Genomic DNA, 24,297 nt, shown 5'->3' with positions numbered 1-24,297 from the left:
CTCGGATCTTTGGTGAGGCGGATGTTGCTCTGGCACGGTGGAGCATGGATACGGCACCTCCTGAGGAATCAGATCATCCGATGTGTACCCCTCGGAGGTGGCTGATGCTCCGGTGCTCGCCCTCAAGTTGACGGCTGGTTCGACTACTTGCCTGACGTCTTGCTTGACGGCCTGTCCGACGGCTTGTCCGACGACTTGGCCGTCAGCACCGCCACGGCGCGGATCAGTCCGGCGCCGGCCAGCAGCACGGTGACGACCCAGAACACCCAGCCGGTGTCGCCCTGGTAGAGCCGGACCGCCCAGACGGTGAGGACGGCGGCGGTGACGGCCGACTCCAGCCAGGCGGAGCGCGACCACCAGGCGCGGGGGCCCGCGTGCTCGGCCAGCCGGAGCGCGTACACCGCCACGGAACCGAACTCCTCCGCCGGTGAACTCCCGCTCACGGCAAGGTGGTCACGGGCCTCGGCGGCCAGCTCGGCGGCCCGGCGGCGCGGCAGCTTGTGGCGTCCCCGCAGCAGCGCTTCGAGCCGGCGCAGCCACTGCTCGGGGTCGGTGGGGTCGGCCGGCTCGGGCGACGCGGAGGCGGACGCGTCGTCCTCGGGCCTGAGCCGTACGGTCAGGGCGTGCAGCGCCACGCAGAGCGGGAGCAGCGCCAGGGTCGGGAAACGGGTGAGCCGGTCGTCCGGCAGCGAGAGGAGGGCGAGCGCGGCCCCGACCACCAGCACGGCGGCGCCGCCACCGGCGACGGCGGCGGCCCGCAGCCGCCCGTCGGCGTGCCGCCCCAGGGCGAGCCAGCAGAGCTGGGAGGCGGCGATGATCAGCGCGACGCCGGTCAGCCCCGACACCGTCACGTCGAACCAGAGGCCCGTCTCGACGAGGGTGAAGACGGCGAAGAGCGCCAGCATGCCGGTGATGGCGATCAGGCCGGTGGACCAGTAGTACGAAGGTGCCCGGAAGGCCCAGTCGCGCCGCGCCCGCTCCTCGACCGGCACCCGGTCACGGGCGGCCTGGACGGCGAACTCGTCGGGCGAGCCGAACGCCTCCTCGGGGTGCAGGCCGGTCTCGGCGCAGTGCGCGGTGACCTCGTCGAGTATCTCGGTGATCGTGGCGCGGTCCATGCCGGGCTGACCCGCCAGCCGGTACTTCAGCCGGTCCGACCACTGCTCTGCCGTCGTGCTGTGCGTCTCGGTCATCGTTCCTCCTGAGGCGATCGCTCCGGTGCCTGCGATGTGTGCAATGTGGGTGGTGCGTCCGGTGCCTGCGCCAGCAGTCCGTCCATGAGCACCGAGAACCGGGTCCACTCCGTCCGCTGCTCCCCGAGCCGCTTCCGGCCGGCCGGGGTGAGCGCGTACACCTTCCGGCCGGGACCGCCCTCCCCCGGCTCCCAGTTGGCGCTCACCGCGCCGTCCCGCTCCATCCGGCCCAGCACCGGGTAGAGCGCGGCGCCCTTGACCTTGCCGAAGCCGTGTTCGTCCAGCCGCTGGGCCAGCGCGTAGCCGTGGCCGTCGCCCTCCGCGAGGACGGCGGCGAGGGCGAGTTCGAGCGCGCCGCGCAGCCAGCCTGCCTGCCAGTCCACCGGTTTCCCGGGCATGCGGCCTCCCGTCGTCCTTGTCCCGTTGTCGAGTAGACGCATAAGTTGACTAGTTCGAATTCAGACTAGCAGAAGGGGTAGGGGGTGTTGGCGGGATCCAGGAGCGCGGGCGCGGCCTCCGCCCGGCGACCGGGTAGGCTGCCCGCCTGTTCTGTGCGACGGAAGATGATGTTTTGTACACCGTGACCAGCGTGAACGTGAACGGGCTCCGCGCCGCCGCGAAGAAGGGCTTCGTGGAATGGCTCGCGGCCACCTCCGCCGATGTGGTCTGCCTCCAGGAGGTACGGGCGGAGCCCCACCAGCTCCCCGACGACGTACGGGCGCCCGAGGGCTGGCACGCGCTGCACGCGCCCGCCACCGCCAAGGGGCGCGCCGGGGTCTCGCTCTACTCGCGCCGGGAGCCGGACGCGACCCGGATCGGCTTCGGCAGCGCGGAGTTCGACGCGAGCGGGCGGTACGCGGAGATCGATCTGCCCGGGATCACGGTCGCGAGCCTCTATCTGCCGTCGGGCGAGGTCGGCACCGAGCGGCAGGACGAGAAGATCCGCTTCATGGACGCGTTCCTGCCGTACCTGGAGGGGCTGCGCGAGCGCGCGGCGGCCGACGGGCGCGAGGTGGTCGTCTGCGGCGACTGGAACATCGCCCACCGGGAGGCCGACCTCAAGAACTGGAAGGCCAACCGCAAGGCCTCCGGCTTCCTCCCCGAGGAGCGCGCCTGGCTGACCCGGGTCTTCGAGGAGCCGGGCGCGGGGTACGTCGACGTGGTGCGCGCGCTCCATCCGGATCAGGAGGGCCCGTACTCCTGGTGGTCCTACCGTGGTCGCGCCTTCGACAACGACTCGGGCTGGCGCATCGACTACCACGTCGCGACGCCGGGGCTGGCCGGCCGTGCGGTGAAGGCGTACGTGGAGCGGGCCGCGAGCCATGCGGAGCGGTGGAGCGACCACGCGCCGGTGACGGCGGTGTACGACCTGTAGCCGCACGCCGCTCCCCGTCCAAGTGCGGATCCGCAGGTCAGTCGGGCCGGGCCGGGCGCAGGCGGCGGTCCAGGGCCATCGACAGCTCCGCCTCCACCACGCTGCGCGCCAGCGGGCGCAGCTTCGCCGGGTCCGACGCGGGGGCGTGGGTGCGGAGGACCGTCGCGAAGAGGTCGGCCATCGCGTCCGCGTGGGCGCGGACCTCGCGGGCCGCCGCCAGGACCGCCGCGAGGGGGACGCCCTCGCGGACCAGGGCCGAGGAGACGTCCAGCAGACGGCGGCTGATGTGGACTATCTCGTCGCCGTCCGTGGCCAGGTAGCCGAGTTCCAGCGCCGTCGCCAGGTTCTCCGGGGTGACGCCGTCCTCGAAGTGGTCGGCCAGTTCCTCCGGGGAGAGCCGTACCGGGGTCTCCTCCGTCGGTTCGCCGAGCCCGAGGCCGAGGACCTCGCCGACGTCGCGTCCGCTCTCGAAGGTGGTGGCGAGGTCCGCGATCCCGGTCAGGGTGTGGCCGCGCTCCAGGAGCGCCGCGATGGTGCGGAGCCGGACCAGGTGGTGGTCGTCGTACCAGGCGATCCGGCCCTCGCGCCGGGGTGCCGGGAGCAGGCCCCGCTCGCGGTAGAAGCGCACGGTGCGCACCGTGATGCCCGCGGCGCGGGCCAGCTCCTCCATGCGGTATTCCATGGCGGGCAGCTTAGGGCGTACCGCCGGTAACTTGCTTTGGCCCGACCCCTACCCATGAGTAGCCGACTGCTCTACCCTCACCATCGTGCCAGTGATCGCTGGCGCGGTGGCGTGGGATCGGAGGGTGGCCGTGGACGGGCACGACGAGCGCCGGCACGTACGGGTGGCCGTGGTCGGATCCGGATTCGGCGGGCTCGGGGCCGCCGTCCGGCTGCGCCGGGAGGGGATCACCGACTTCGTCGTCCTGGAGCGCGCCGGCTCCGTCGGCGGGACCTGGCGGGACAACGACTATCCGGGGTGCGCCTGCGACGTACCCTCGCACCTCTATTCGTTCTCCTTCGCGCCCAACCCCGACTGGCCGCGTACCTTCTCCGGGCAGCGCCACATCAGGGCGTATCTGGAGCATGTCGCGGACACCTTCGGGCTCCGGCCCCATCTGCGCCTGAACCACGAGGTGCGGCTGATGCGCTGGGACGGCGACGCCCGGCACTGGGAGATCGAGACCTCCGGGGGGACCCTCACCGCGGACGTCGTCGTCTCCGCGACCGGGGCACTCTCCGACCCGAAGGTCCCCGCGATCCCCGGGCTCGACGGCTTCCCCGGGAAGGTCTTCCATTCGGCGCGCTGGGACCACGGTTACGACCTGCGCGGCAAGCGCGTCGCCGTGGTCGGCACCGGCGCCTCGGCGATCCAGATCGTGCCCGCGATCCAGCCCGACGTGGCGAGGCTGACGCTCTTCCAGCGGACGCCGGCCTGGGTGATGCCGCGCGCCGACCGCGCGATCACCGGCGCCGAGCGCGCCCTGCACCGGAGTCTGCCCTTCACCGGGGCGGTGCGGCGCTCGGTCCTCCGGGGCATCAGGGAGCTGCAGGTGCAGGCCTTCACCAAGCATCCGGACCAACTCGGGCTCGCCGAGTCCCTCGCCCGGGCCAACATCGCCCGGGCGGTCAAGGATCCGGTGCTCCGGGCGAAGCTGACGCCCTCGTACCGCATCGGCTGCAAGCGCATCCTGCTCTCCAGCGCCTACTATCCGGCGCTCGCCCGCCCCAACGTGGATCTCGTCGCCTCCGGGCTGGCCGAGGTGCGCGGCTCCACGCTGGTCGCGGCGGACGGTACGGAGGCGGTGGCCGACGCGATCGTCTTCGGCACCGGCTTCCACGTCACCGACCTGCCGGTCACCGACCGGGTGGTGGGCGCGGACGGCCGGACGCTGGCGGAGTGGTGGAAGGGCGGCATGGCGTCGCTGCGCGGCGCGACGGCCGTCGGGTTCCCCAACTGGATGACGATCATCGGCCCCAACACCGGCCTCGGCAACTCCTCGATGATCCTGATGATCGAGGCCCAACTCGCCTACATGGCCGACTACCTGCGGCAACTCGACGCGCTGGGCGGGCGGGGAGCCGTCCTGACGCCGCGCCCGGCCGCCGTGGCCGCCTGGAACCGGCGGGTGCAGGAGCGCCTGCGCCGCACGGTCTGGAGCACCGGCGGCTGTTCGAGCTGGTACCTGGACGCGGGCGGCCGCAACACCACCCTGTGGCCGGGCACCCCGGGCGAGTTCCGGCGCGCCACGCGGGAGATCGATCTCGCCGAGTACGAGGTGATCCGCCCCGGTCCGGGCCCCGCCGGGGAGACGGAGGCCGCCGGTCCCGGCGGGAAGGCGAACGCCGACGGCCCCGGCGGGCGGGCCGTGACGACGCCGACCAGGCCGACCGAGGAGGCCACGCGATGAGCAGACCGCGCCGAATACGGGACGCGGACGGGGAGCGGGAGCCGCGCCGAACAGGCGGGGCGGACGGGGCGCGTGAGCCGCGCGGCGGGCCCGGGCCGCACCGGGAACGCGAACTGTCCGCCGTATCCGCCGACGGCACCCGTATCCACGTCGAGGTCCACGGCGAGGACGGCCGGCCGACGGTCGTCCTCTGCCACGGCTGGACCTGCTCGGTCCGCTTCTGGGCCGCGCAACTCGCGGAGCTGGCCGTCGGCCACCGGGTGATCGTCTACGACCAGCGCGGCCACGGCCGTTCGGCGGTGCCCGCCCCCGCGCACCCCGCCGGCTACTCCACCGGCGCCCTCGCCGACGATCTGGAGGCCGTGCTCCGCCGCACCCTCGCACCGGGGGAGCGCGCCGTGCTCGCCGGGCACTCCATGGGCGGCATGACGCTGATGGCCGCCGCCCGCCGCCCCGCCTTCCGGGAGCATGCCGCCGCCGTCCTGCTGTGCGGTACGGGCAGTTCGCGGCTGGTCCCGGACGCCCGGGTCCTGCCGCTGCCCGCCGGCGCCCTGCGCACCCGGATCACCGGGGGCCTGCTCGGCTCCGGCCTTCCGCTGGGGCCCGTCACACCGCTCTCCAGGAAGCTGCTGCGGTACGGGACGATGGGGCCGGGCGCCGCGCCCGAGCGCGTCGCGGAGTGCGCCCGCCTGGTGCACGCGTGCCCGCGCGCGGTCCGGGTCGCCTGGGCGCAGGTGCTCCGGGAGCTCGATCTCGACGCCGAGGCGAGGGAGTTGCGCGTGCCCGCCGCCGTCGTCGCGGGCGCCGACGACCGGCTCACCCCGCCCGTCCGCGCCCGCGCGCTCGCCGCTCTGCTGCCCGACTGCACCGGGCTCACCGTGCTCACCGGGGTCGGGCACATGACGCCCGTGGAGGCGCCGGAGGCCGTCACCGCCGCGATCCGCGCACTGGTCACCACGTACCTGGGTCCGGAGAAGGAGACCGTCACATGAGGGGTATGAGGGGCATGAAGATCACGAAAGGTGTGGCGTCCGGCCGGCTCGACGGGCAGGTCGCCGTCGTCACCGGCGCGGCGCGCGGCGTCGGGGAACTCCTCGCCCGCAAGCTCTCCGCGCGCGGTGCCAAGGTGGCGCTCGTCGGTCTGGAGGCGGACGAGTTGAAGGCGGTCGCGGGCCGGCTGCACACCGAGTGCGCCCACTGGTACGCCGATGTCACCGACGACGCGGCGATGGCGCGGGTCGCCCAGGAGGCCGGTGAGCGCTTCGGGAGGGTGGACATCGTCGTCGCCAACGCGGGTGTGGCGGCCGGGGGCCCGGTCGACGGCTCCGACCCGGACGCGTGGCGGCGCGTGATCGAGGTGAATCTGATCGGCGGCGCGGTGACGGCGCGCGCCTTCCTGCCCGCGCTCCGGCGCAGCCACGGCTACTTCCTGCAGATCGCGTCGCTCGCCGCGATCGTCCCGGCGCCGATGATGAGCGCGTACTGCGCCTCCAAGTCCGGCGCCGAGGCGTTCGCGCACTGCCTGCGCGCCGAGGTCGCCCACCAGGGCGTCCGGGTCGGCGTCGGCTACCTGTCCTGGACCGACACCGACATGGTGCGCGGCGCGGACCGGGAGACCGTACTGCGCGAGCTGCGGCAGCGGCTGCCGTGGCCGGCGAACCGTACCTATCCGCCGGGCCCCGCCGTGGACCGGATCATCGCCGGGATAGAGCGCCGCGCGCCGCATGTGTACGCGCAGTGGTGGCTGCGCGGGACACAGCCCGTACGGGGGTACCTGCCCGGAGTGATCGCGCGGGGCGCCGGGCGCGAGCTGCGGCGTTTCGGGCCGCGCCTGGCGGAGACGGGGCAGGGGCTGGTGGGCGCGGGAGGGGCGGCCGACGAGGCGGCGCGCGGACGCCGCGCGGCCGGGGGCACGCACGGAGCGTAAGGAAATACCGGAATACCGAAATGCCGAAATACCGAAATGCGGTGAATGTCCGAGCGTGTCAGTCTGGTCGAGGCCCCACCTGGGCGCCTCCTCACACAGATTCTCCCTTTTCAGGAGTGACATTCCATGGGCATTGCCGACCAGTTCAAGGACAAGGCGCAGCAACTCGCGGACCAGGCGAAGGAAGCGAAGGCGGCGGGCAACCGGGACGACGACACCCCCGACCGTGGCTCCGACGCCGGGGACCGCGCGCGGGACGCGGGCGACCGGGCCCGGGACAAGGCGCGGGACACGGCGCAGGACACGCGTGACGAGATGGACGACCCCTTCGACTCCTGAACCGGCGGGAGAGGAGCAGAGGCGCACCCGGCCCGCCGGGTGCGCCTCTTTCGCGTTCGGAGCGGGTGGCGTGCGCGGCTCAGCTACGGGGCGGCAGCTTCGGGCGGCGCAGGTCGGGCACCGCGCCGTACCCGGGCGGGGTCGAGGCGGGATGTCCGGCCAGCAGGTCCAGCGCCACCCACACCGCGTCGTCGAGCTGCGCGTGCCGCCCCTCCGCCCAGTCGAGCGGGGTGCGCAACGCCTCGATGTCCGGTTCCACGCCACGGTTCTCGACGGACCAGCCGTACGCGTCGAACCAGGCGGCGTTCATCGGCACCGTGATCACCGTCCCGTCGCAGAGCCGGTGCCGGCCCGTCATGCCGACCACCCCGCCCCAGGTGCGCTGGCCGACCACCGGCCCCAGGTCGAGCAGCCGGAACGCCGCCGTGATCATGTCGCCGTCGGAGGCCGTCGCCTCGTCCGCGAGGGCCACGACCGGACCGCGCGGGGCGTTCGAGGCGTACGAGACGGGCTGCGCGTCGCGGGTCAGGTCCCAGCCGATGATGCGGCGGGTGAGCTTCTCCACGACGAGTTCGCTGATGTGGCCGCCCGCGTTGCCCCGTACGTCCACGATCAGCGCGGGGCGGGAGACCTCCAGGCGCAGGTCCCGGTTGAACTGGGCCCAGCCCGAGCCGCCCATGTCGGGGATGTGGAGGTAGCCGCACCTGCCGCCGCTGATCTCCCGCACGACCTCGCGGCGCTTGGCCACCCAGTCCTGGTAGCGCAGCGGCCGTTCGTCGATCAGCGGGACGACGGCGACCCGGCGGGGCCGGCTCTCGTGGACGGCGGGCGAGCCCTCGCGCTCGGCGGGCCGGAAGGTCAGCTCGACCGTGGTGCCCCCGGCGGCGGCGAGCAGCGGATAGGGGCCGGTCACCGGGTCGACGGGGCGGCCGTCGACATGGGTGAGGACGGCGCCCTCGCGGATCCCCGTGCCGGCCAGCGGGGAACGGGCCTTGGAGTCCGAGGAGTCGCCGGGCAGGATGCGCTTGATCATCCAGTCCCCGTCCCTGCGGACGAGGTTGGCGCCGAGCAGGCCCATGGGGCGCTGGTAGTGCGCCGGGCCCTCGTCTCGGCGGGCGGGGGTGACGTACGCGTGGGAGGTGCCCAGTTCGCCGAGGACCTCGCGGAGCAGATCGGCGAACTCGTCGGGGGAGGCGACCCGTTCGACCAGCGGACGGTACTGGTCGAGCACCCCGTCCCAGTCGATGCCGCACATGCCCGGCTCCCAGAAGAACGCCCGGATGATGCGGCCCGCCTCGGCGTACGCCTGCCGCCACTCGGCCTCCGGGTCGACGTCGTGCAGGATCCGGCGCGGATCGAGGAAGACCGTCGAGTCGAGGTCGCCGAGCTCGGTCGCGGGTACGGCGCGCAGCTCGCCGTCGTCCACGACGACGAGGCGGGTGCCGTCACCGCTGGGCGCGAACCAGTCGAGGTGGGCGACGAGTTCGCTCTTGCGGGCCCGGACGATGTCGAAGTGTTCGAGGGTGGGGCGGCCCGACATGTCGGCGGGGTTGGCGAAGGTCTCGCCGAGCGCCCCGGAGATCGGCCAGCGCAGCCAGACGAGGCCGCCGCCGCTGACGGGGTGCAGGGCGGAGTACTTGGAGGCGGTGACGGGGAACGGTGTCACCCGGTCGGCGAGCCCCTCGACCTCGACGGTCACCGCGACCGCCCCGTCGCCCCCGCCGACCAGCTCCCCGCCGAGCGGATCGAGCCCGCCGGCGGCCGGCCGGCCGTCGGGGGAGAGCGCGAAGGGGGAGGGGGTGGCGGAGGAGAGGGGCACGAGGTAGGGGCGGCAGCCGAGCGGGAAGGAGAGGTCGCCGGTGTGGACGTCGTACACCGGGTCGAAGCCGCGCCAGGAGAGGAAGGCGAGATAGCGGCCGTCGCTGGTGAAGACCGGATTCTCGTCCTCGAAGCGGCCGTTGGTGACGTCGACGACGGTACGGGCGAAGCTCCCGGCGATCTTGGCGAGCTTGATCTGGCGGAGTGAACGGCCGATTCCGGGGTGGGACCAGGTGAGCCAGCCGCCGTCGGGGGAGAAGGCGAGATCGGTGACGGGGCCGTTGATGGAGCGGATGAGTTCGGTGACGATGCCGGGGGCGGTGCCGTCACCGGTGCTGTCCTTGCCGCTGCCGCTGCTGCCGCCGCCGTCACCGGGGTCCGGGGCCGGGTCGGCGCCGGGTTCGGGGGCGCTGCTTTCGGCGCTGCTGTCGCTCCCGTCGTCGCCGTCGCTGCTGTCGCTGTCGTGGTCGCCCGCCGGGCCGCCGTCCGCGTCTTCGGCGCCCTCGGCGGCGGGGGCCGTCACCCTCGTGGCGCCCGCCGGCTCGGCGGCACCTCCGGTCTCCGTACCGTCCGTACCCTCTGTGACCCCTGCGACCCGTGCGGCCTCCCCGGCCTCCGTGCCCTCCTCCTCGTCCGTCGCGTCGACCAGCAGCAGCCTGCCGTCGTGCGCGGCGACCGCGATGGTGGTGCCGTCCGGATCGGCCACCATGTCCAGGACCCGGCCCAGCCGGCCGGAGGCGAGCCGGCGCGGGGGGCGGTCGCCGGTCGCGCGGGGGAGGTAGGCGATCTCGATCGCGTCCTCGCCGTCCGCGTCCGTGACGTACGCGACCTGGCCGCCGCTGCCGAGCATCACCGGGTTGCGTACCCGTACCCCCGGAGTGTCCGCGATCGTGCGGGCCGGGCCGTCGCGGTGGGTGAGCCAGTAGAGGCTGCCGCGTACGGAGACCGCGCTCGCCCGGCCCGTCAGGTCCACGGAGACGGCGTCGATGTGGCGGGAGGCCGGTACCTGGTAGCCGCGCCGCCCGGCGCGCGGCCCGCCCAGCCGTACGCGCAGCTTGCGCGGCACCGAGTCCGGGGTCAGCGCGTCCACCAGCCAGAGGTCGCCCGCGCACTGGTAGACCACCCGGCGCCCGTCCGACGACGCGTGGCGGGCGTAGAACGAGTCGTGGTCCGTGTGGCGGGCGAGGTCCGTGCCGTCGGGGAGGCAGGAGTAGAGATTGCCGACGCCCTCGTGGTCGGAGAGGAACGCGATGCGCCCGCCGACGAACATCGGGCATTCGAGATGGCCGCCGATGTCCGCCAGCAGCCGTTTGCCGTGCAGCCAGAGCCGGCCCATGGCGCCGCCCCGGTACCGCTTCCACGCGGCGGGTTCGTGCGGTGGCTTCCCCGTGAGCAGGAGCGTGCGGCGCTCGCCGCCGTCCGGCTCCGCACCCGGCACGGCGTCGGTGACCGGCAGATCCGTGATCGCGATGTCCGACACCGGGCCCCACGGCAGCGCCCCGCCCGGGGAGCCGTCCGTGGGCAGGCTGTACGCCCAGGCGAAGTACGAGAACGGCTGGCCGTGCGAGGAGACGGCGAGGATCTGCGCCTCGCCGTTCTTGTCGGGGGGCGTCCAGCCGCAGACGCGGGTGTCGGTCGCGCCCCAGTAGGTGAGCCGGCGCGCGGGCCCGCCCTCCACCGGGGCGAGATGGATCTCGGGGTCGAGGCTGCGCCAGTTCGTGTAGGCGATGTGCCGGCCGTCCGGCGAGAAGCGGGGATGGCCGATCCGGGTGCGGTCGACGGTCACCCGCCATGCGCGCTCGGGCTGTTGCCCGGGCGGTACGAGGGGGGCGACCCAGAGGTCGTCCTCGGCCACGAAGCACAGCGAGTCGTCGTGAAGGTGCGGGAAGCGAAGGTACGCGGTCTCGTCACTCACCCCCCAATGCTGCCCTTTGGGTCAGCTCTTCGCCTCCGGGACGGCTTCTTTCGGAACTCCGTTCGGTTGTGTGGGTGTGGGTGTGGGGGTGGGTGTGGGTGCGGGTGCGGGTGCGGTGGGGCGGTGTGGCCGGTGTGCGGGCGGCGTGGCCCAGGCCACAAGAGAAACTCTTCCGTTTCGATCGGACCCGGTCTATCTTCGTACTGTACGAAACCGTTTCGTTCGTTGGAGGTCGATCGTGGCACGCGGCAGACTCACGCCCGAGCGCGAGTCCGAGCTGTACAACGCCGTGCTCGATCTCCTGCGCGAGGTCGGCTATGACGCCCTCACCATGGACGCCATCGCCACCCGCACCCGTTCCAGCAAAGCCACCCTCTACCGCCAGTGGGGGAGCAAGCCGGAACTGGTCGCCTCTGCCATGCGGTGCACGAAGCCGCATGACATCGGGCAGGTCAACACCGGTTCGCTGCGCGGGGACTTCCTCGCTCTCGCCGGTATGGCCGAAGAGCACAAGATGGCGGAGGACGCCGCGCTGATGCGGGGTCTGTTCCATGCCGTCCACACCAACCCGGACCTCCTCCAGGCGCTGAGGGAAGTACTCATCGAGCCCGAGATCGCGTCGTTCCACGACATGGTCCAGCGCGCCGTGGACCGGGGCGAGATCGCCGCGGACAACCCCGCGGTGAAGTACCTCGTCCACATGCTGGTCGGCGCCTTCGTCGCACGGCAGATCGTCGAGGACGCGCCGCCCGATCCGGCCTTCCTCCAGTCGTACCTGGATTCCGTGGTCTTCCCCGCCCTCGGTGTGTGAACCGCCTCACCCCTCCCCGTAACACCTGTAACACCCGCAGTACTCACAGCACCCGCAGCACCTGACGCGTATCCGCTCTTCGCCGTCGGGACGGCTCCCCATGCCCTCATTCCCTCCATAGACCCGGGAGTACGCCCTCGTGGCCACGTTCCTCTACAAGCTCGGACGGCTCGCCTTCCGGCGCCGCCGCTATGTCGCCCTGGTGTGGGTGGCACTGCTGGCGCTCGCCGGAGTCGGCGCCGCGACCGCGTCCACCGCCACCTCCAGCTCCTTCTCCATACCGGGTACGGAGGCCCAGAGGGCCTTCGACCTGCTGGAACAACGTTTCCCCGGAGCGAGCGCCGACGGCGCGACCGCCCGTGTCGTCTTCAAGGCCCCCGACGGCGGGAAGATGACCGACGCCGCCAACAAGGCCGAGGTCCAGAAGATCACCGGTGAGCTGAAGAGCGGCTCCGACCAGGTCGCCTCGGTGACCGACCCGTACGCCACGCGGGCCGTCTCGCAGGACGGTACGACGGCTTACCTCTCCGTCTCGTACAAGGTCGACACGGCGAGGCTGACCGACGCGACCCGTGCCGCGCTCGAAGAGACCGGCGGCGATGCCCGGGACCGGGGGATGACGGTGGAGGTCGGCGGGGACGCCCTCCAGGCGGAGCCCGCGATCGGGGGGATCACCGAGGTCATCGGCGTGGCCCTCGCCGCCGTCGTGCTGCTCATCACCTTCGGCTCGCTGGTCGCGGCCGGACTGCCGCTGCTCACCGCGCTCATCGGGGTCGGCGTCGCCATCAGTGCGATCACGGCGCTGGCCAACCCTCTTGACCTGGGCTCGAACTCCTCCGCCCTCGCGATGATGATCGGCCTCGCGGTCGGCATCGACTACGCGCTGTTCATCGTCTCCCGGTACCGCGCCGAACTGGCCGAGGGCAGGGAGCGCGAGGAGGCGGCCGGACGGGCCGTCGGCACCGCCGGATCCGCTGTTGTCTTCGCCGGTCTCACGGTCGTGATCGCCCTCGCGGGCCTGGCCGTCGTCAACATCCCCGTCCTCACCAAGATGGGCTTCGCCGCCGCCGGCACGGTGGTCCTGGCCGTGCTCATCGCGCTCACCCTCGTCCCGGCGGCGCTCGGCTTCGCGGGCAAGCGGATCCACGGGCGCAAGGCCCGCGCGGCGATGGAGAGCCAGGCCGTGGACGCGGCGGCGGGGGAGCAGCCCGCCACGTCCGAGAAGCCCAACATGGGCACCCGCTGGGCGCGCTTCGTGCTGCGCCGTCCGGTCGCCGTACTGGTCACCGCGGTCCTCGGCCTCGGAGTCCTCGCCCTTCCGGCCACCTCCCTGGAACTGGGCCTGCCCGACGACGGCTCGCAGGCGCCCAGCACCACCCAGCGCAAGGCGTACGACCTGCTCTCCGACGGGTTCGGCCCCGGTTTCAACGGGCCGCTGATCGTCCTGGTCGACGGCAAGGCCGAGAACAACGCCAAGGCGGCGGCCAACACGGTCACCGAGCAGGTGAAGCAGCTGCCCGGCGTCGCGGCCGTCACGCCCGCCACCCTCAACAAGGCCGGTGACACCGCGACCATCACGGTGATCCCGAAGGACCGTCCGTCCTCGGTCGGGACCGAGGAACTGGTCCACTCCATCCGGGACGCGGGCGGCACGATCAAGGCGGACGACGGGGCGGATGTCCTGGTCACCGGCGCCACCGCCATGAACGTGGACTTCGCGCAGAAGGTGAACGACGCGCTGATCCCGTATCTCGCGCTCGTCGTCGGCCTCGCGTTCCTGCTGCTGATGGTGGTCTTCCGGTCGGTCCTCGTGCCCCTCAAGGCGGCCCTCGGCTTCCTGCTCTCCGTCGTCGCCACGCTCGGCGCGGTCGTCGCGGTCTTCCAGTGGGGCTGGCTGGGCGGCCTGTTCGGGGTCGAGCAGACCGGCCCGGTGATGGCGCTGATGCCGATCCTCATGGTGGGTGTGGTCTTCGGCCTCGCGATGGACTACGAGGTCTTCCTCGTCACCCGCATGCGGGAGGCGTACGTCCACGGGGAGCGGCCCGGCGAGGCGATCGTCACCGGCTTCCGGCACAGCGCGCGGGTGGTCACGGCGGCCGCGGCGATCATGATCGCCGTTTTCGCGGGCTTCATCGGCGCCGGTGAGTCGATGATCAAGATGATCGGCTTCGCGCTCGCGTTCGCCGTTCTCGTCGACGCGTTCGTGGTCCGTATGGCCATCGTGCCGGCCGCGCTCGCGCTCCTGGGGAAGAAGGCCTGGTGGCTGCCGCGCTGGCTGGACCGGGCGCTGCCCAACGTGGACGTCGAGGGCGAGGCGCTGAACAAGCACGGCGCGGACGCCCCGAACGGCTCCGGCGGCGGTCCGGACGGCGGCTCGGACCCGGATCGCGAGCTGGTGCGCGTCTGAGGCACCCCTCCAGCTCCGGGGCCGCCGACCGAGCGGTGAGGCGGCCCCGGACCGCGCCGGCGCCGTGGGGACGGGAGCCGGGGCAGGCGAGCGGCCCGGTCCGTACCCCCTGAGAAGGGGACGTACGGACCGGGCCGCTCGCCGTGTGCGGCCTGTGCGCCCTCAGGTGGTGTGGTGCAGGGGTTTGGTCAGCCTGGTCAGTTCGCTCTCGACCTCGAAGTCGTGGCGCTCCTGCCCCGCCGGGACCATGGCGTACGAACGCTTCAGGAACCGGCGCAGCGTCGCGGAGTCGAACTGGACCACCGCCACCCCGTCCGGCGAGTGGAACTCCACCACGGTCTGGGCCCGGCCGCAGGGCCACACCTGGACGTCACCGTCACCGGACGGCAGCCGCAGACCCGAGTCGAGGAGGTCGCGGGCGAAGGCCCAGACCACCTCGCCGCGCTCGTGGTCGGCCGAGACCTCGGGCGGGAACACGACACGCAGGGCGAGCGGATCAGCGCCGTCGTAGCGCAGGGTGACCGGGACGGTCCTGAGATGGGGGGAGTCCGTGACGATACGGGCCTTGGCCGGTTGCTCGACGACGGGAGACATCGACTCACGCCTCCTTAATTATCGGACTTTTAACTCTTAATCGTACATATCGCCCCACGCGAGTGCTGCACGCCAGATCCACTGATCTGGCGTAGCGGCGCTCGCATGCGAGGTGGGTGTGAGGTAGGTGCGAGGTGTCGGCGTAACTTGCAGTTCATCTGCTCTTGCAACTGGTTCGCAAGAAGCCGGTATCATCAGGCGCCATGCATGTCCCCGACGGATTCATCGACCTGCCCGTCTCCGCCGCCACCGGTGTCGTCGCCGCTGCCGCCGTCGCGGTCAGCCTGCGCGGCGCGCGCCGCGAACTGGACGAGCGCACCGCGCCGCTCGCCGGACTCGTCGCCGCCTTCGTCTTCGCCGTACAGATGCTGAACTTCCCGGTCGCCGCCGGGACCAGCGGCCATCTGCTGGGCGGGGCACTGGCCGCGATACTCGTCGGCCCGTACACCGGCGTCCTCTGCATCTCCGTCGTCCTGCTCATGCAGGGCATCCTCTTCGCCGACGGCGGGCTCACCGCGCTCGGCGTCAACATCACCGACATGGCCGTCGTGACGACCGTCGTCGCGTACGCCCTCTTCCGCGGCCTGGTCAGGGTCCTGCCCCGCACCCGCCGCTCCGTGACCGTGGCGTCCTTCGCCGCCGCGCTGGTCTCCGTACCGGCCGCGGCGCTCGCCTTCACCGCTCTCTACGCGATCGGCGGCACGTCGGACGTGCCGCTCGGCAAGACGCTGGCCGCGATGGTCGGCGTCCACCTCCTCATCGGGATCGGCGAGGCCGCGATCACCGCGTTCACCGTCGGCGCCGTCATCGCCGTACGCCCGGACCTGGTGTACGGGGCGCGCGGGCTGACCGCGCCGCTGAAGCTGCGGGTGGGCGGGGAACTGGTCGACGCCGCCCCCGCGTCCGCCCCCGCCGCGCCGGGGCCGGCCCGGTCGGCCCGCCGGGTCTGGGCGGCCGGCCTGGTGACCGCCCTCGTCCTGGCCGGATTCGTCTCCTTCTACGCCTCCGCCGACCCCGACGGCCTGGAGAAGGTCGCCGCCGACCAGGGCATCGACAAGAAGACGGAGCAGCACCACACCGCGGACTCGCCGCTCGCCGACTACGGCGTCAAGGACATCTCCGACGCCCGGATCTCCGGCGGCCTCGCCGGGGTGATCGGCGTGGGCGCCACGGTCGCCGTGGGCAGCGGCGTCTTCTGGGCGGTACGCCGCCGCCGTACCGCCGCGGCCGGTGTCTCCGTACCCCCGGAAACCGCCTGACATGGGCGCCGGCCACGCGCACCGGCTCTACCTGGGCGTCCACTCGCCGGTCCACGCGCTGCCCCCGCACTGCAAGCTGGCCGCCGTCTTCTGCTTCGTCCTCGTGGTGGTCTCCACCCCGCGCACCGCCGTCTGGGCGTTCGCGCTCCACGCGGCGCTGCTCGCGGGCGTCGCGGCGGTGGCCCGGGTCCCCGCCGCGACCCTGCTGCGGCGGATGCTGATCGAGGTCCCGTTCGTGGCCTTCGCCGTGCTGATGCCGTTCGTGGTGCCCGGCGAGCAGATCCGGGTGGCGGGCGTCCCGCTGAGCGTGCCCGGCCTCTGGGACGCCTGGAACGTCCTCGCGAAGGGCACGCTGGGCGTCGCCGCGTCCGTACTCCTCGCCTCCACGACCGAACTGCGCGCCCTGCTGCTCGGCCTCCAGCGGCTGCGGCTGCCGCCGCTGCTGGTGCAGATCGCGTCCTTCATGATCCGGTACGGCGATGTCATCACCGACGAGATGCGCCGGATGTCGGTCGCCCGGCGCTCGCGCGGCTTCGAGGCGCGCGGCGTACGGCAGTGGGGTGTGCTGGCCACGTCGGCGGGGGCGCTCTTCATCCGCGCGTACGAGCGTGGGGAGCGGGTGCACCTGGCGATGGTGAGCCGGGGGTACGCGGGCTCCATGCCGGTCATCGACGAGGTGACGGCGTCGCGGGCGCAGTGGACGTACGCCGCCGCGCTCCCGGTGACGGCGCTGGTGGTCTGTCTGCTTGGCTGGACCCTATGAGCAGCGAGGACCGTACGACATGAGCAGCGAAGACCGTGCGACCGGCCCCCGGGCGCAGGACACCCCGGAAACACCCCCTCCCTCCCTGGAGGTCGACGGCCTCGCCTACGCGTACCCCGACGGCCATCAGGCGCTCTTCGGTGTCGATCTGCGCGTGGCGCGCGGCGAGCGGGTGGCGCTGCTCGGCCCCAACGGGGCGGGCAAGACCACGCTCGTCCTGCATCTCAACGGCATCCTCACGGCGGGCGCGGGCACCGTCGCGGTGGCCGGGCTGCCCGTGGGGAAGCGGCACCTCGCCGAGATCCGGCGCCGGGTCGGCATCGTCTTCCAGGACCCGGACGACCAGCTCTTCATGCCGACCGTGCGGGAGGACGTGGCCTTCGGCCCGGCCGCCGCCGGGGTGCGCGGTGCCGAGCTGGAGGCCAGGGTGGTGAGCGCGCTGAGCCGGGTCGGGATGGCGGCGTACGCGGACCGGCCGCCGCATCACCTCTCCTTCGGGCAGCGGCGGCGGGTCGCGGTGGCGACCGTCCTGGTGATGGAGCCGGAAATCCTGGTCCTGGACGAGCCCTCGTCGAACCTGGATCCGGCGTCCCGCCGTGAACTCGCCGACATCCTGCGCGCGTTGGACACCACCGTGCTGATGGTCACACACGATCTCCCGTACGCGCTCGAACTCTGCCCGCGCTCCGTGATCCTGAGCGACGGCGTCATCGTCGCGGACGGTCCGACGGGTGAACTCCTCGGTGACGAAGAGCTGATGGGAGCGCATCGGCTGGAGCTGCCGTTCGGCTTCGACCCCCTGACCGTACGGGCGCGCACCCCAGGTTAAGAGTCGGTTTCGCGGCGGGTTTCCGGCCCCGGGGCCGTTGTGCCGGATCGTGTCGCACCCCTGGCCCGTTGCACCATAGAGGGGGCCGTGCCGACGGGGCGCGGCGGGAGATCACGGGCAGGGGTACGGGCGTGGACGTCCAGGGCACGGTGACGGCGGGCTTCGAGCCGGTCAGGGACGCTTTCGTACGGAACTTCGAACGGCTCGGTGAACGCGGGGCGGCGGTCGCCGTCTACCGGGACGGCCAGAAAGTCGTCGACCTGTGGGCCGGCACGCGCGACGCCGACAGCGGCGGGAATGACGAAGAGGGTGGTGCGCAGCCGGCGGCGCCGTGGGCGCTGGACACCGCGCAGGTCGTCCACTCCGCGACGAAGGGCATCGCCGCCGCCGTACCGCTCCTGCTCCACCAGCGCGGACAGATCGACCTGGACGCGCCGGTCGGCACGTACTGGCCGGAGTTCAAGGCCGCCGGCAAGGAGCGGGTCCTCGTACGGCACCTCCTCGCGCACCGCGCCGGACTGCCGGTGCTCGACCGCACGCTCACCCCGGCCGAGGCCCTCGACGGTGAGTCCGGACCGCGCGCGCTCGCCGCGCAGCGCCCCCTGTGGGAGCCGGGCACCGACCACGGCTACCACCCGCACACCTACAGCTGGCTCATCGGCGAGCTGGTCAAGCGGGTCACGGGGCGCGGCGTCGGCCGGTGGATCGCCGAGGAGATCGCCCGCCCGCTGGGCCTGGACTTCTGGATCGGCCTGCCCGAGGAGGAGGCCCACCGGGTCGGCAGGACCGGCCGGATCGAGGAGCCCTCGGCGGTCGGCGGGGCGCTGCGGCTGCGGCCCAAGCGGTCCGTGTCGGAGGCGTACCAGAACCCGGAGTCGCTCACGCGCCGCGCCTTCGACGTCGTGGCGCCGCGCTTCGACGAGAACGATCCGGTGTACCGCGCCGCCGAACTCCCCGGCTCCGGCGGCATCTCGACCGCCCGGGCACTGGCCCGCTGCTACGCGGCGATGATCGGCCCGGTCGACGGCCACCGGCTGTTCGCCCCGGCGACGCTGACCCTGGCCCGTACCGAGGAATCGGCGGGCCCGGACCGCGTGCTGGTCGTCAACACCCGCTTCGGACTGGGCTTCATGCTGCACGGCCCGGCCGCGCCCCTGCTGGCCCCGGGCTCCTTCGGCCACCCGGGCAGCGGCGGCTCGCTGGGGTTCGCGGACCCGGAGTCGGGGATCGCGTTCGGTTACGTCACCAACGGCCTGCGCAGAGGCGTCACGGCGGACGCCCGGCCCCAGGCACTGGTGCGGGCGGTACGGATGGCGACATCATCGCCGGATGGAGCAGCCGAGCAGTCAGGGACAGGGGCAGGGGCAGGGACGGGACCGGGACCGGGTTCTGGACCGGAGCCGGGGACGGAAGCAGCCGGCCGGGCGAGCTGAGACGGTGGTACGGGGGAACCCGCCCGGGGAGTTGCCGCAGCCGACCGGCCCGGCGCGGCCGCCCCGCCGCTTCGACGGCCACGGAGTCCTGATCACCGGAGCCGGCCGCGGCATCGGCGAGGCGACCGCGCGGCGCCTGGCCGAGGAGGGCGCGCGGGTCCTCGTCACGGACCTGGACGAGCGGCGCGCGGCGACGGCGGCCGGGACGATCCCGGGCGCGGTCGCGCTCGGCTGCGACGTCCGCGACCGCGCGTCGGTGGAGGCGGCGGTCGCGTACGCCGTCGACACCTTCGGCACACTCGACGTCCTGGTCAACAACGCCTGCTCCTGCACCCCCGACGCCCCGCTCTTCGAGGACGAACCCGACGAGGTCTGGGCCCGTGACCTGGACACCACCCTGACCGGCGCGTTCCGCTGCGCCCGCGCCGCACTGCCGCACCTGGTGGCGTCGGGGCGCGGCGCGATCGTCACCATCGGCTCGGTCAACGGCGCCCAGGACTTCGGCAACCACGCGTACAGCGCGGCCAAGGCGGGCCTGGCGAGCCTGACCCGTACCCTGGCCGGTCACGCGTCACCGCGCGGGGTACGGGTCAACCTCGTGGAGCCGGGCACGGTCCGTACGGACGCCTGGGCGGGCCGCGAGGCCGAACTGGCCCGGGCGGCGGCCCACTACCCGATGGGGCGGGTGGGCACCCCGCAGGACATCGCGGCGGCGGTGGCGTTCCTGGCGTCGTCGGACGCGGCGTGGATCACCGGGGTGACGCTGCCGGTGGACGGCGGGCTCCTGATGAGCAACGTGGGCCTGAGGAGGGCGTTCGGCTCGGCGGAGTGATCTACGGGCAGGCCCACTGCCGCTCGCCGCGGTGTGCGTCAGTCCTTGGACGGCTCCACGTTGGTGGCGTCCACGGCGAGGCGCAGTGTCTTGGCGAGTTCGACGCCGTCGCCCACGGACCAGAAGTGGGTGAAGAAGAGACGGGGTTCCTCCGACAGACCGTGGTTGTGGAGTTCGACGAGGCAAATTCCGCCGCCTCGCAGGATTTTGTGGACCGCCTGGACCTCCGAGGCGATCATGACGAAGTCGCCGTTGAGCGCGGCCTTTCCACCCCCCAAAGGCTGGAAGTTGAAGGCCGAGGTCGAACCCAGCCCCGGTGGGAGCACCATGTTGCGCTCGATGATCGTCTCGCGGCGGGCGAAGACGGACTTGTAGATCCCGCCGTCGTTGAGGCCCTTGGTGCCCAGCGCGGCGTCCATCGCCTCGACGTCCAGATCGAGGGGCGGCGGCTTCTCGACCGGAGTGGCGGGCGGGGTGGCGGTGCTGTCGAACGCGGCACGGAAGCCGCGGGCCATGGCCGCCGGGTCGTGGCCGTGGGTGTGCACATGGGTCCACCAGACGTCGGGGTCATGCGCGAGCAGATGCTTGTGGATCGCGGTCTGGGCGATGCCGTGCTCGATCAGGACGTCGCTCGTCCGCTGCAACTCGTCCTCGGTGAGCGCCATGTCGCCCATGGCGATGGTGGAGCCGTCGGCGTAGCGGATGAAGCCGATGTGCGACGCGAGGGCGAGCCCCGGCGTCACGTCGATTCCCTGCGAGACCACGTGCAGGTCGTTGCGGGGGAAGCGGGTGCGGTACATGACCTTGTTCAGCAGATTGCCCGGCCGGCCCATCGCCTTTTCGACGGCCTTCCAGTCCTCCAGGGTGGTGGTCACCGGCCGTACCGGCTCGGCGGCGCCCCCGCCGGAGCCGGACCGTCCGCTCACCCTTTCCCGTGCCCAGGCCAGGGCGGGATCCGTACCCGCGACGGCCACCACAGGCGCGAATGCGGCGGCGGCCAGCAACTGGCGCCGTGGCGGGTAGGAAGCCCCGTCCTGCCTGTTCTCATTCTGATGGGATCCTCTGATCATCAGATTTACACCTCCGCGTCGGATGAGAACACGACGGGCGGCGCGGAATCGTGAACCGCCGGACAGTGCGTCAGGCGTGTTGCGAAGGTCGACCCTGAATGGGGTACGGGGCGGCTATGCGGCGGCTACCCGTGATGTGCGCCGAGTGGACGTCATCCGGAGACGGCCGCGATGGTGCGGTAGGGCGTACAGGCGGTGGCCTCGGGGCCCTGGAGCACACCGGGGAGGGCCTGTATCTCACGGCCGAGCGCCGCCTGGTCCTCGTCGGTGGCGACGAAGTCCCGGTAGCTCTTCTCGTCGGACCAGTGGGCGACGAGGACCACCTGTCCGCCGTCGTCGCTGAGGTTGATGGCCGCGGAGACGAATCCGGCACGGTGCCGTACCCAGCCCTCGGCCCCCTTCAGGAACAGGTCCGCCACGGTGCTCTGGGTTCCGGGGCCGTCGACCCGGGTGGTGCTGACGACGGTGAAGGTGTGCTCGGGCTTGAGCTGTTCGGACATCGTGCCTCCTGTGGTGCGGCTCAACTGGCGTGCCGTGCACGGTGAAGTACGGATCCGGCCGGGGTACGGCTCAATCCCGGCAGCGAGGGCGGCCGGCCCCGGGGCGTGAGCACGGTGCGTACCGCTCCCGTGGGCCGGAACTCCCCCGAAGGGGAAGGATGGCGCAATTCGTCATGGTCCCGACAACGTCTGCGCCGGAGACTGAATCGCCCACCATCCGCCCTTCCATCGCAGCGGGAGACAGTATGCGTACGCAGATCGCCGCAGGCCTCGGTGTCGCGGTGCTGGCCACCGGGATGCTCCTCGCCCCACCCGGAGCCGCCGCGCAGGCGGTGGTGCGGACGGCCGCGCCGACGGCCGCGCCGACCAGCTCCTTCGACATCTCCGACGCGACCACCTACACGAAGGGCGTGCTGACCTGGAACGACCGGTCCGTCAGCGTGTCCGGGGAGCACTCTTCCCCGAGCGCGGACGATTGCCGGGCGACCTGGGTCTACACCTTCGACACCGCCAGGAACAGACTGGGCTCCCGAGGTATCGGCTTCGTGTGCGCCCGTCTCGCGCCCTACGATTTCACCGTCCCCGCCGACGTGGAGGGCGGAGCCGACATGGTCATGGTCTGCCTCGACGACCACGACCTGAACGACCTGAAGTGCGAAGCCTTCTCCAGACCTTGATCCCCCGTCGCCGCCCAGCCGGTACGGGACGCCGGTACCGGTGTCCCGTACCGGCCGTTGCGGAGCCTCAGCGGCCGGTCTCGATGGGCGTGTCGGGGATCGACTCCAGGAGCCGGGCCCACTCGGGCGACCGCGCCACCCGGGCGAGATGCAACTCCGTGATCCTCTCGGCCAGGCCGGGGTCCATGTCGTCCGACAGCCGTACCGGCGAGAGCCGTTCAAGGTGCGGGAAGACGCCGAGATCGCCTTCGATCAGCACCGGATCGTTCATGTACCGCTCCATCGCCGCCAGATCCTCGATCCCCGCGCAGTACGTGTGCGTGTAGCCCTCGGCGGGATCGCCCAGATCCTGGCCGACGACGCCGAACGACGTCGATTCGAGGCTGGAGATGCGGCGCATGGTGGCCAGGACGGCGGCCTTGTCCTTGTCGGACGTGCCGTCCTTGAAGCTGAAACGGAGAATGTTGACGATCACGAGGCTTCTCCTCTCACTTGAACTCAGTAGTTCAACCTGATGTCCGAGCCAGTAAAGCACGGAGTGGTCCATGTAAATGAACCAACGGGTTCAGTGGTCCGGGGGATCACGGCCCGGCCGAGGTGCCCCGTGGAGACCTGGGGTACCTTGCGGAGGTGACCGGAGTGGCAGCCTCGCGAGGGCGTATCGACAAGCGACAGGCCATCCTGGACGCCGCCTTCGCGGTCTTCGCGCGTCAGGGGTACGAGGGCGCGTGCGTGCAGCGCATCGCCACCGAGGCGGGCGTCGCGAAGCCGACGGTGTACAACCACCTGACGGACAAGGAGAACCTGTTCCGTCATACGGTGCTGGCGGCGGCCGACGCGGTGATGGCGGACAACCTGGCCGTCGTGGACCGGATGCGCACCCCCGGCACCGATCTGCGCGCGGCGCTGGAGGACACGGCGTACCGCCTGCTCCAGGTCAGCGGCGGCGAGCGCGCCCGCGCGCTGCGGCGGCTGACGTACGCCCAGGTCGCCGGGTTCCCGGACCTGACCGAAACCGTCCAGGACCGCACCGGCAGCCGCCTCACCGAAGCCCTGGCGGACCGTCTTGCCCGCCTCTCCCTCGCCGGGCGGCTGCGCCCCTGCGACCCGTCGGTGGCGGCGGAGCAACTCCTCGCGCTGCTCACGGCCCCGATGGAAGCCCGTACGAAACTGGGCACCCGCAAGGTTCCGGCGGCGGAGACACGGGCGGTGGCGAGGTCGGCGGTCGACACCTTCCTGAGGGCGTACGGCCCGGAGCCGGACGCCTAGCCCGATGCCGTTCACGCTCTCCCACCCCGCAGCCGTGCTGCCACTGCTGCGCCACCCGTTCTCCCCGGCCGCCCTGGTCTGCGGAGCCGTGGCCCCTGACGTGCCGTACTTCCTCGTCGCCGCGCGGATACCGGTGAGCGCCCAGTCCTGGTACGAGCCGTTCCTCAACGCCACCTACTCGCACACGCTGCCCGGTGTCACCGTGGCGATGACGTTCGCGCTGGCCCTCCTGGCGGCGTACCGGCTGGTGCGTCCCCCGGCCGTCGCGCTGCTGCCCGCACGGTTCTCGCCGGACGGACCGGCCGACCGCGGCCGTCAGGGCTTCCGCCCGCGCCGGACGGGCTGGGTCCTGCTGTCCGCCCTGACCGGTGTCCTGACCCATCTCCTCTGGGACTCCTTCACCCACGCGGACGGTTACGCGGTCACCCACCTGAGTGTCCTGCGGGCGCACCTCACGGGGGATCTCACCGTGGCGCGGGTGGTCCAGCACCTCAGCACCGCCGGGGGCCTGGTCGCCGTCGCGGCGCACCTCTGGCGCCGGCTGCGCCGGGCCCCGGCCCGTGACGCGCGCCGGAACGTTCTTCCGGCGACGGCCCGCCGGGGCATCGGGGCGGCGCTGGCCCTCGCCGCCCTCGTCGGCGCCGTGGCCAACACGCGGAGCCTGGAGGAGTACCGGGGCGGACCGGCCGCCACCGACCGGATCCCCGCGCGGCAGATCGTGGAGGGGGTCCTCTCCGACGCGGTGACGGGCGCCGGCGCGGCGCTGGCCTGCGCGCTCGTCCTGTACGCCGCCGCCTGGTGGGCGTACCGGACGATCCGGCCCGCCGTGCCGCACGACGACGTACGCGTACACCGGAGCAGTTGACCTGCGCCGG

23 protein-coding genes are annotated in these 24,297 nt (G+C 72.5%); 15 read left to right on the top strand and 8 right to left on the bottom strand.

Features of this window, described 5'->3' with window-relative positions; translation table 11 throughout:
- Positions 1-143 precede the first annotated feature (143 nt).
- Entirely contained in the window at positions 144-1,193 is a 1,050-nt protein-coding gene (locus tag ACFXKG_RS00385) for a hypothetical protein (protein ID WP_384829940.1), read from the bottom strand.
- A complete protein-coding gene (locus tag ACFXKG_RS00380) occupies positions 1,190-1,591 on the bottom strand; it encodes a PadR family transcriptional regulator (RefSeq protein ID WP_384829937.1) in 402 nt (133 codons plus the stop codon). The genes ACFXKG_RS00385 and ACFXKG_RS00380 overlap by 4 nt, the downstream gene beginning before the upstream one ends.
- A gap of 173 nt (positions 1,592-1,764) precedes the next feature.
- Between ACFXKG_RS00380 and ACFXKG_RS00375 the strand changes: the two genes are divergently transcribed.
- Positions 1,765-2,568, top strand: a complete 804-nt coding sequence (locus ACFXKG_RS00375) for an exodeoxyribonuclease III (RefSeq protein WP_384829934.1) — start codon at positions 1,765-1,767, stop codon at positions 2,566-2,568.
- 37 nt (positions 2,569-2,605) lie between these two features.
- On the opposite strand, the gene ACFXKG_RS00370 is transcribed toward ACFXKG_RS00375, so the two are convergent.
- Positions 2,606-3,238 carry a MerR family transcriptional regulator gene (locus ACFXKG_RS00370; RefSeq protein WP_384831679.1) on the bottom strand — a complete coding sequence of 211 codons (633 nt, stop codon included), beginning with the start codon at positions 3,236-3,238 and terminating at the stop codon, positions 2,606-2,608.
- Positions 3,239-3,380: 142 nt separating this feature from the next.
- Here ACFXKG_RS00370 and ACFXKG_RS00365 point away from each other — a divergent pair, with 142 nt between their 5' ends.
- From ACFXKG_RS00365 to ACFXKG_RS00350, 4 genes are all read left to right on the top strand, one after another.
- On the top strand, positions 3,381-4,979 hold the full coding sequence (locus tag ACFXKG_RS00365) for a flavin-containing monooxygenase (RefSeq protein WP_384831676.1): 1,599 nt from the start codon (positions 3,381-3,383) through the stop codon (positions 4,977-4,979).
- 113 nt (positions 4,980-5,092) lie between these two features.
- On the top strand, positions 5,093-5,971 hold the full coding sequence (locus ACFXKG_RS00360) for an alpha/beta fold hydrolase (RefSeq protein ID WP_384831673.1): 879 nt from the start codon (positions 5,093-5,095) through the stop codon (positions 5,969-5,971).
- Between the two features lie 14 nt (positions 5,972-5,985).
- Positions 5,986-6,906: an SDR family oxidoreductase gene (locus tag ACFXKG_RS00355; protein WP_384829930.1), complete on the top strand. Its 921-nt coding sequence runs from the start codon at positions 5,986-5,988 to the stop codon at positions 6,904-6,906.
- 126 nt (positions 6,907-7,032) lie between these two features.
- Positions 7,033-7,245, top strand: a complete 213-nt coding sequence (locus tag ACFXKG_RS00350) for a hypothetical protein (RefSeq protein ID WP_384829927.1) — start codon at positions 7,033-7,035, stop codon at positions 7,243-7,245.
- A 79-nt stretch (positions 7,246-7,324) separates the two neighbouring features.
- Here the strand turns inward: ACFXKG_RS00350 and ACFXKG_RS00345 are convergent, their stop codons facing one another.
- Entirely contained in the window at positions 7,325-10,978 is a 3,654-nt protein-coding gene (locus ACFXKG_RS00345; protein ID WP_384829924.1) for a S41 family peptidase, read from the bottom strand.
- 238 nt (positions 10,979-11,216) lie between these two features.
- On the opposite strand from ACFXKG_RS00345, the gene ACFXKG_RS00340 reads away from it, so the two are divergent.
- Together ACFXKG_RS00340 and ACFXKG_RS00335 are read left to right on the top strand one after the other, a co-directional pair.
- Positions 11,217-11,789: a TetR/AcrR family transcriptional regulator gene (locus tag ACFXKG_RS00340; protein ID WP_384829921.1), complete on the top strand. Its 573-nt coding sequence runs from the start codon at positions 11,217-11,219 to the stop codon at positions 11,787-11,789.
- A gap of 139 nt (positions 11,790-11,928) precedes the next feature.
- Positions 11,929-14,196: an MMPL family transporter gene (locus tag ACFXKG_RS00335; protein WP_384829918.1), complete on the top strand. Its 2,268-nt coding sequence runs from the start codon at positions 11,929-11,931 to the stop codon at positions 14,194-14,196.
- A 162-nt stretch (positions 14,197-14,358) separates the two neighbouring features.
- Here the strand turns inward: ACFXKG_RS00335 and ACFXKG_RS00330 are convergent, their stop codons facing one another.
- Entirely contained in the window at positions 14,359-14,790 is a 432-nt protein-coding gene (locus ACFXKG_RS00330; protein ID WP_384829915.1) for an SsgA family sporulation/cell division regulator, read from the bottom strand.
- Positions 14,791-14,993: 203 nt separating this feature from the next.
- Between ACFXKG_RS00330 and ACFXKG_RS00325 the strand changes: the two genes are divergently transcribed.
- The 5 genes from ACFXKG_RS00325 (at position 14,994) to ACFXKG_RS00305 (ending at position 19,906) form a co-directional block, all read left to right on the top strand.
- Complete coding sequence (locus ACFXKG_RS00325; RefSeq protein WP_384829912.1) at positions 14,994-16,049, top strand: energy-coupling factor ABC transporter permease; 1,056 nt, start codon at positions 14,994-14,996, stop codon at positions 16,047-16,049.
- 1 nt (position 16,050) lies between these two features.
- Positions 16,051-16,812: a cobalt ECF transporter T component CbiQ gene (gene cbiQ / locus ACFXKG_RS00320; protein ID WP_382886147.1), complete on the top strand. Its 762-nt coding sequence runs from the start codon at positions 16,051-16,053 to the stop codon at positions 16,810-16,812.
- A gap of 19 nt (positions 16,813-16,831) precedes the next feature.
- A complete protein-coding gene (locus ACFXKG_RS00315; protein ID WP_384829908.1) occupies positions 16,832-17,641 on the top strand; it encodes an energy-coupling factor ABC transporter ATP-binding protein in 810 nt (269 codons plus the stop codon).
- Between the two features lie 131 nt (positions 17,642-17,772).
- Entirely contained in the window at positions 17,773-19,074 is a 1,302-nt protein-coding gene (locus ACFXKG_RS00310; RefSeq protein ID WP_384829905.1) for a serine hydrolase domain-containing protein, read from the top strand.
- A gap of 31 nt (positions 19,075-19,105) precedes the next feature.
- Positions 19,106-19,906, top strand: a complete 801-nt coding sequence (locus ACFXKG_RS00305) for an SDR family NAD(P)-dependent oxidoreductase (protein ID WP_384829903.1) — start codon at positions 19,106-19,108, stop codon at positions 19,904-19,906.
- 38 nt (positions 19,907-19,944) lie between these two features.
- Here the strand turns inward: ACFXKG_RS00305 and ACFXKG_RS00300 are convergent, their stop codons facing one another.
- Both ACFXKG_RS00300 and ACFXKG_RS00295 read right to left on the bottom strand, forming a co-directional pair.
- Positions 19,945-20,976 (bottom strand): DUF1259 domain-containing protein, encoded by a 1,032-nt coding sequence (locus tag ACFXKG_RS00300; protein ID WP_384829900.1) that lies wholly within the window; start codon positions 20,974-20,976, stop codon positions 19,945-19,947.
- Between the two features lie 152 nt (positions 20,977-21,128).
- A complete protein-coding gene (locus ACFXKG_RS00295) occupies positions 21,129-21,476 on the bottom strand; it encodes an antibiotic biosynthesis monooxygenase (protein ID WP_384829897.1) in 348 nt (115 codons plus the stop codon).
- A 245-nt stretch (positions 21,477-21,721) separates the two neighbouring features.
- Between ACFXKG_RS00295 and ACFXKG_RS00290 the strand changes: the two genes are divergently transcribed.
- Positions 21,722-22,153 carry a hypothetical protein gene (locus ACFXKG_RS00290; protein WP_384829894.1) on the top strand — a complete coding sequence of 144 codons (432 nt, stop codon included), beginning with the start codon at positions 21,722-21,724 and terminating at the stop codon, positions 22,151-22,153.
- 67 nt (positions 22,154-22,220) lie between these two features.
- On the opposite strand, the gene ACFXKG_RS00285 is transcribed toward ACFXKG_RS00290, so the two are convergent.
- Entirely contained in the window at positions 22,221-22,628 is a 408-nt protein-coding gene (locus tag ACFXKG_RS00285) for a Dabb family protein (protein WP_384829891.1), read from the bottom strand.
- A 164-nt stretch (positions 22,629-22,792) separates the two neighbouring features.
- Between ACFXKG_RS00285 and ACFXKG_RS00280 the strand changes: the two genes are divergently transcribed.
- Together ACFXKG_RS00280 and ACFXKG_RS00275 are read left to right on the top strand one after the other, a co-directional pair.
- Positions 22,793-23,422, top strand: a complete 630-nt coding sequence (locus ACFXKG_RS00280; RefSeq protein ID WP_384829888.1) for a TetR/AcrR family transcriptional regulator — start codon at positions 22,793-22,795, stop codon at positions 23,420-23,422.
- A 4-nt stretch (positions 23,423-23,426) separates the two neighbouring features.
- Entirely contained in the window at positions 23,427-24,287 is an 861-nt protein-coding gene (locus ACFXKG_RS00275) for a DUF4184 family protein (protein ID WP_384829885.1), read from the top strand.
- Positions 24,288-24,297: the final 10 nt, after the last annotated feature.

The sequence above is a fragment of the Streptomyces sp. NPDC059255 genome (genome assembly GCF_042752355.1).
Lineage (GTDB): Bacteria > Actinomycetota > Actinomycetes > Streptomycetales > Streptomycetaceae > Streptomyces.
This window is presented reverse-complemented; position numbering and strand designations above follow the sequence as displayed.

Bases quoted from the DNA above. Each gene is read 5' to 3' on its own strand.
- ACFXKG_RS00385 (WP_384829940.1), bottom strand. From the start codon at position 1,193: ATGACCGAGACGCACAGCACGACGGCAGAGCAGTGGTCGGACCGGCTG.
- ACFXKG_RS00380 (WP_384829937.1), bottom strand. From the start codon at position 1,591: ATGCCCGGGAAACCGGTGGACTGGCAGGCAGGCTGGCTGCGCGGCGCG.
- ACFXKG_RS00370 (WP_384831679.1), bottom strand. From the start codon at position 3,238: ATGGAGGAGCTGGCCCGCGCCGCGGGCATCACGGTGCGCACCGTGCGC.
- ACFXKG_RS00355 (WP_384829930.1), top strand. From the start codon at position 5,986: ATGAAGATCACGAAAGGTGTGGCGTCCGGCCGGCTCGACGGGCAGGTC.
- ACFXKG_RS00350 (WP_384829927.1), top strand. From the start codon at position 7,033: ATGGGCATTGCCGACCAGTTCAAGGACAAGGCGCAGCAACTCGCGGAC.
- ACFXKG_RS00330 (WP_384829915.1), bottom strand. From the start codon at position 14,790: ATGTCTCCCGTCGTCGAGCAACCGGCCAAGGCCCGTATCGTCACGGAC.
- ACFXKG_RS00325 (WP_384829912.1), top strand. From the start codon at position 14,994: ATGCATGTCCCCGACGGATTCATCGACCTGCCCGTCTCCGCCGCCACC.
- cbiQ (WP_382886147.1), top strand. From the start codon at position 16,051: ATGGGCGCCGGCCACGCGCACCGGCTCTACCTGGGCGTCCACTCGCCG.
- ACFXKG_RS00315 (WP_384829908.1), top strand. From the start codon at position 16,832: ATGAGCAGCGAAGACCGTGCGACCGGCCCCCGGGCGCAGGACACCCCG.
- ACFXKG_RS00300 (WP_384829900.1), bottom strand. From the start codon at position 20,976: ATGATCAGAGGATCCCATCAGAATGAGAACAGGCAGGACGGGGCTTCC.
- ACFXKG_RS00295 (WP_384829897.1), bottom strand. From the start codon at position 21,476: ATGTCCGAACAGCTCAAGCCCGAGCACACCTTCACCGTCGTCAGCACC.
- ACFXKG_RS00290 (WP_384829894.1), top strand. From the start codon at position 21,722: ATGCGTACGCAGATCGCCGCAGGCCTCGGTGTCGCGGTGCTGGCCACC.
- ACFXKG_RS00275 (WP_384829885.1), top strand. From the start codon at position 23,427: ATGCCGTTCACGCTCTCCCACCCCGCAGCCGTGCTGCCACTGCTGCGC.